This window comes from Leptolyngbya sp. FACHB-321 (assembly GCF_014695975.1).
In the GTDB taxonomy this organism is placed as follows: domain Bacteria; phylum Cyanobacteriota; class Cyanobacteriia; order Leptolyngbyales; family Leptolyngbyaceae; genus Stenomitos.
Window position 1 is genome coordinate 1 of record NZ_JACJPI010000018.1, and the last position, 5,526, is coordinate 5,526.

Annotated in this window: 3 protein-coding genes; all 3 read left to right on the top strand. The window is 47.7% G+C overall.

What is annotated here, in order from left to right; genetic code table 11:
- Nucleotides 1–446 precede the first annotated feature (446 nt).
- The 3 genes from H6F76_RS02215 (at nt 447) to H6F76_RS02225 (ending at nt 5,431) form a co-directional block, all read left to right on the top strand.
- Nucleotides 447–3,233 carry a hybrid sensor histidine kinase/response regulator gene (locus H6F76_RS02215; RefSeq protein ID WP_190505527.1) on the top strand — a complete coding sequence of 929 codons (2,787 nt, stop codon included), beginning with the start codon at nt 447–449 and terminating at the stop codon, nt 3,231–3,233.
- Nucleotides 3,226–4,563 carry a response regulator gene (locus H6F76_RS02220; protein ID WP_190505529.1) on the top strand — a complete coding sequence of 446 codons (1,338 nt, stop codon included), beginning with the start codon at nt 3,226–3,228 and terminating at the stop codon, nt 4,561–4,563. The genes H6F76_RS02215 and H6F76_RS02220 overlap by 8 nt, the downstream gene beginning before the upstream one ends.
- Before the next feature lie 526 nt (nt 4,564–5,089).
- Nucleotides 5,090–5,431 carry a hypothetical protein gene (locus H6F76_RS02225; protein WP_199321865.1) on the top strand — a complete coding sequence of 114 codons (342 nt, stop codon included), beginning with the start codon at nt 5,090–5,092 and terminating at the stop codon, nt 5,429–5,431.
- Nucleotides 5,432–5,526 lie beyond the last annotated feature (95 nt).

A 5,526-nucleotide genomic window follows, 5' to 3' on the forward strand; every position in this document is an offset into this window, starting at 1 on the left:
ACCCATCCAGTGCAAGCGCTTGCACCACTCTCTGGCGGAAGTCATAACTGTAAGCTTTTGCCATAGCAGCGCACCAAGAGACGACTACCCTTAGTCTATGTCCTAGTCGAACTAGCGACAGCTATACAAGCTGAGAAGCAGAAGCGATCAATCACTCTGCTCCTCAACGCTCGCGTCGCTGCTGTGTCTCAATTTTGAGTAAAAGCGGTAAGGTCATGGTCTAGAAACTAGGCTGGGAAAAACTTTCAGACGATGTGGCACTTAATTGCCAAGAACAGTGTCCTCCCCCTACTCAACCCCCTACGACTCGAACTCCGCTTCATAAACTTCCTTCTTGAATGTGTAAACAATTATGGGCACCGACTGAGCGATCTAAAAGCGATGGGCACACTAGGCAGGACAAGCGGCTTAAAAGACCTTTCTTTTTCACACCAGAAGCTACCGTCATGCCTCTTCCAACCAAATCGCTAGCGCCAGCCAAACCCAAGAGCAAACTTTCCCTGCGAACACTCCTGATTGTCCCGTTTGTGCTCCAAATCTTTGTAGCAGTTGGGCTAACCAGCTACATTTCTTTACGAAATGGACAGAAGGCAGTTAACGATGTTGCCAGTCAGTTACGTCACGAGATGAGCGATCGCCTGAATCTGCAAGTGCTCAACTATTTGAAAGAACCTTATATTTCTGGACAGGTGATCGTAGCTGCAGCTCAAGAAAGTCAGCTTGATTTAACAGATGTCACCAAGCTGGAACGAACCCTCTGGCGGTTAGTCAGCCAAAACACGGTTGAACATATGCAAATTGGTATGGCTGACGGCACAAGTATCACTGTAGAGGATACATTCAACGACGGCATCGTTTCTCGCGTTGGTTACAAAGCGAACCTACCGCAACGTCTATTCTACAAACTTAGTGATCAAGGTCAACGGATCGCACTGCTCAAAACTCAGGCAGAGTTTGACCCCCGTGATCGACATTGGTATGAAGCTGCACAAGAAGCTGGAAAAACAACTTGGACATCCAAACCCTACATTGGTAACACAGTTAAGACGGCTTCAATTGCTCTATCTCAGCCAATTTACGACGGTGATAGAACATTCTTGGGAGTGCAAAGTAGCACCTTTCGGATTGCCAAAATTCATCAGTTTCTAAGTGAGTTAAAGGCCGGTCAAACCGGACAGACGTTTATTATTGATCGATCGGGCAATCTGATCGCCAGCTCAACTATTAAAGAACCTTTTCTTATTGACTTGAAAAAGCAGAAGTTGCAACAAATTCCTGCCGTCAAGGCTGAAAGTGCTGTCATTCGTGGGACAGTGCAAGCCATCCTTGATCGATTTGGCAACTTTACCGCTATTCAACAGAGTCAGCAGCTTGATTTTAGGCTGGCAGATCAGCGGCAGTTTATTCAAGTTTCCGCTATTCGAGACGAACACGGCATCGATTGGCTCAGCGTTGTAGTGGTGCCCGAATCAGATTTCATGGCACAAATCAATGCTAATACTCGCACCACAATTTTGTTGTGTTTAGGGGCTTTGGCAGTGACAACCGCACTGGGTCTTTTGACTTCGCGCTGGATTACCAAACCGATTTTGCAGCTACAGAAAGCAAGTCAGGCGATTAGCTCCGGTCACCTTGATCAAACGGTTCAGGTGCGCGGTATCCATGAATTAGAATCGCTGGCAGATTCCTTCAACCAGATGGCGGGTCAACTGCAAGGCTCTTTTATGGAGCTGGAAACCCGCGTTGAGGCACGCACCGCAGAACTGAAAGCAGCAAAACTGGTAGCTGATGGCGCGAATCAAGCCAAGAGCGAATTTCTCGCCAACATGAGTCATGAACTCCGCACGCCTCTCAACGGTATTCTGGGCTACGCTCAAATCCTCAACCGCTCCAAAGTGCTGCCCATGAAAGAGCGTCATGGGGTAGAAATCATTCACCAGTGCAGTTCCCATTTGCTGACGCTGATCAACGATGTCTTGGACTTGTCCAAGATTGAAGCCCGTAAGCTAGACTTTGCACCGAAGGCAATTCACTTCCCTTCATTCCTTCAAGGGGTTGCCGAAATCTGCCGCATTCGTGCTGACCAAAAAGGGATTGATTTCCTTTACGATCCGGACCCGCAGTTGCCCGAAGGGCTTTTTGCTGATGAAAAACGGCTACGTCAGGTCTTGCTCAATTTGCTGGGCAATGCGATTAAGTTCACCGACATCGGGTCTGTCAAGCTTAAGGTAACCGTGATGGAAAATGCCGAGATGGAGCATCACGCCAATCCGTCCATGCGTCGGATCAAATTTCAAGTGGAAGATACAGGCGTAGGCATTGCGCCTGACCAAGTGGATAAAATTTTCCAGGCGTTTGAACAAGTGGGCGAGCGGCAGCGCCAAGCCGAAGGTACAGGTTTAGGACTAGCGATTAGCCAAAGAATTGTGCAGCTGCTGAACGGGCAAATCCAGGTCAAGAGCCAGCCTGGTGTCGGCAGCGCTTTCTGGTTTGAGGTGGAACTGGCGATCGCCACCGATTGGGCACAACAAAACGCCCTCACCACTGGCAAACAAATGATTGGTTATGAAGGACAACGACGCAGCATTCTAGTGGTGGACGATCGGTGGGAAAACCGAGCCGTTCTCGTCAACTTGTTAGAGCCACTCGGCTTCCAACTGACTGAGGCTGAAAATGGTCAAATAGGCTTAGAAAAAATCCGCCAGTCTCAACCAGACTTAGTGATTACAGACTTAGCGATGCCAGTCATGAACGGCTTTGAGCTGCTCAAGCAGGTTCGTGGTGCCAAGGATTTGCAACACCAGAAGATCATTGTTTCTTCTGCCTCAGTCGCCCAAGCTGACCAGCAGATGAGTTTAGATGTTGGGGGAGATGGTTTCTTAGCAAAACCAGTCGAAGTCAGTGAATTGTTTAAACTCTTAGCCCTTCACTTGAACCTGCATTGGACCTATGAAATGACCGCTGCAAGCGACTCTCCGTTATCGTCAACGACTGCATTGCAGTATTCGGAAGAAACGATGCAGCCCTCCGCAGTCGAGTTAAAAACGCTACTAGACCTGGCACAGAAAGGTAACTTAAAACGGCTGCGGGAACACATAGAGCAGCTAGTTCACTCGAACCCTCGCTACGCTGGTTTTGCCGCACAGGTGCTTCAGCTTGCCAAGCAATTTAAAGCTGAAGAGATTGAAGCGTTGCTGCAACAGTACTTAATAGAGGAAAAAGCTCATGTCTAGTGCTGCCTTAATTCTGGTGGTGGACGACACCCCTGCGAACTTAGAAGTAATTTGTGAAACTTTAGGTGATGGGGGATATGAAGTCGCCACTGCGATCAACGGCGACCGCGCTCTGAAGCGCATCCAAGCTCACCCTCCTGATTTAGTCTTACTGGATGTGCAGATGCCAGGCATTGACGGCTTTGAAACTTGCCAACGGCTCAAGGCAGATCCCACTACCGCTAGCATTCCGATCATCTTTATGACTGCGCTCTCCGATGCTGCTAGTAAGGAGAAAGGCTTTGCCTTTGGTGCTGTGGACTATATTACCAAGCCCTTTCAAGAACAGGAAGTGCTAGCACGGGTAAAAACTCATTTGCAGCTACGGCAGCTAACTAGAAATCTAGAACAACGTGTAGCAGAGCAAACGGTTGATTTAACGATAGCATTCACACAATTGCAAGAGTCTCAGCTTCAGTTAGTCCATCGCGAAAAGATGTCCACTTTAGGCAATTTGGTGGCAGGCGTGGCGCATGAAATTAATAACCCATTGGGCTTTATTGCTGGTAATCTGAAACCGGCTCAAGACTATATTAAAGACCTCTTTCAACTGCTTGCTCTCTATCAAGAAGAAGTCCCTCACCCAAGTGCCACCTTACAGGCAGTCGTGGAAGCAGTAGACTTGGCATACGTACAAGCGGATTTACCCAAGTTGCTCAATTCGATGCAAGAAGGCGTTGAGCGGATTCGCACCATCAGCACCAGTTTAAGAACCTTCTCGCGTTCTGATTGCGATCGACCGATTCTTTGCAATATTCATGATGGCATTGACAGCACGATCATGATTCTCAAGCATCGCCTCAAAGCTAACGAAACCCGTCCAGAGATTGAAGTCATTACCGACTATGGTGATCTGCCACAGGTACAATGCTTTGCCGGGCAGTTGAATCAAGTCTTTATGAATCTTTTGGCAAATGCGATCGATGCGCTAGAAGACTCCAATCAAGGACGCAGCTTTGCAGCCATTCAAGCGAACCCTAACCAAATAATCATTAAGACTGCACTCTCTGACGATCAGCAACAGTGCGTGATCTGCATTCAGGATAATGGGGTTGGTATGACCGATGCAGTGAAGCAAAAAATCTTTGAGCATCTGTTTACCACCAAAGGTGTGGGTCAAGGGACAGGTCTAGGCTTGGCGATCGCTCATCAAATCGTCGTTGAGAAACATGCTGGAACGGTAGAAGTGCATTCAACGCTCGGTCAAGGGACAGAGTTTGTTATGACCATCCCGGTGCAGGCGCTCACTTTAAGGGACACTCAAGCAACAATTTGCCTTAACGCCGCCTAACAAATGGTTGCCGTCACGGCATCAAGATGGTCGGTAAGACTGCAAAGTTCACCTGCGGCTACTGAACTCATCGTTAGGTTCCTTACAACAGTTATTACTTGCGTAAACCACAATGACATCGTGTTAGACTCAAGCCCTTCATGCCTTTGGGTGCGCTGCCGCTAACATTAGGTTCCTTACAACAGTTATTACTTGCGTAAACCACAATGGCATCGTGTTAAACTCAAGCCCTTTCTGCCTTTGGGTGCGCTGCCGCTAACGTACGTTAGAGTCGCTTCAAGGCGTTGAAACCACCGCAAAGGGTTATGTACTACTAATTCTTAGGCAGTCAGTAGCTGCCTTTGTTGAGCGTGGAACACAGGGTGGCACAAACGATGAAGCAGCAATTTTTGGTGATGTCCTGCTATATACAGCGCAAGGTGTAAATCCTGCTGAGGTACTTAATTCAGTTGAAGTGCTATCTGGTAAAATCCTAATTGACTGCAACAACTTTGAGATTTCAAAGGGGTTCGAGTTTGCACTGATTATGCAGTCACTTGCCGAAAAGTTAGCGTCAGAAGTTCCAAAGGCAAGGGTTGTAAAAGCCTTCAATACAATGGCTCAGGAAATTTTTGAACTTGCACCGAGCCCACTCAAAGATTATCAAGTCTCTGTCTTTGTTTGTGCTGACGATGCTGAAGCTCGTAAAACGGTCATGCAACTAGCCAAGAATATCGGATTTCCTTCTGTTGACTATGGAGAGTTACGTCGTGCTCGTTTAGTTGAAGGCTTAGGAGGTTTTATCCGATTCATGATCGGTAGTCAGTTACAAAATCCTTATGCCACTATTTCTGTTAATATAGCTGTCGCCAGTTCGACTAGGACATAGACTAAGGGTAGTCGTCTCTTGGTGCGCTGCTATGGCAAAAGCTTACAGTTATGACTTCCGCCAGAGAGTGGTGCAAGCGCTTGCACTGGATGGGT

Bases quoted from the DNA above. Each gene is read 5' to 3' on its own strand.
- H6F76_RS02215 (WP_190505527.1), top strand. From the start codon at position 447: ATGCCTCTTCCAACCAAATCGCTAGCGCCAGCCAAACCCAAGAGCAAA.
- H6F76_RS02220 (WP_190505529.1), top strand. From the start codon at position 3,226: ATGTCTAGTGCTGCCTTAATTCTGGTGGTGGACGACACCCCTGCGAAC.
- H6F76_RS02225 (WP_199321865.1), top strand. From the start codon at position 5,090: ATGCAGTCACTTGCCGAAAAGTTAGCGTCAGAAGTTCCAAAGGCAAGG.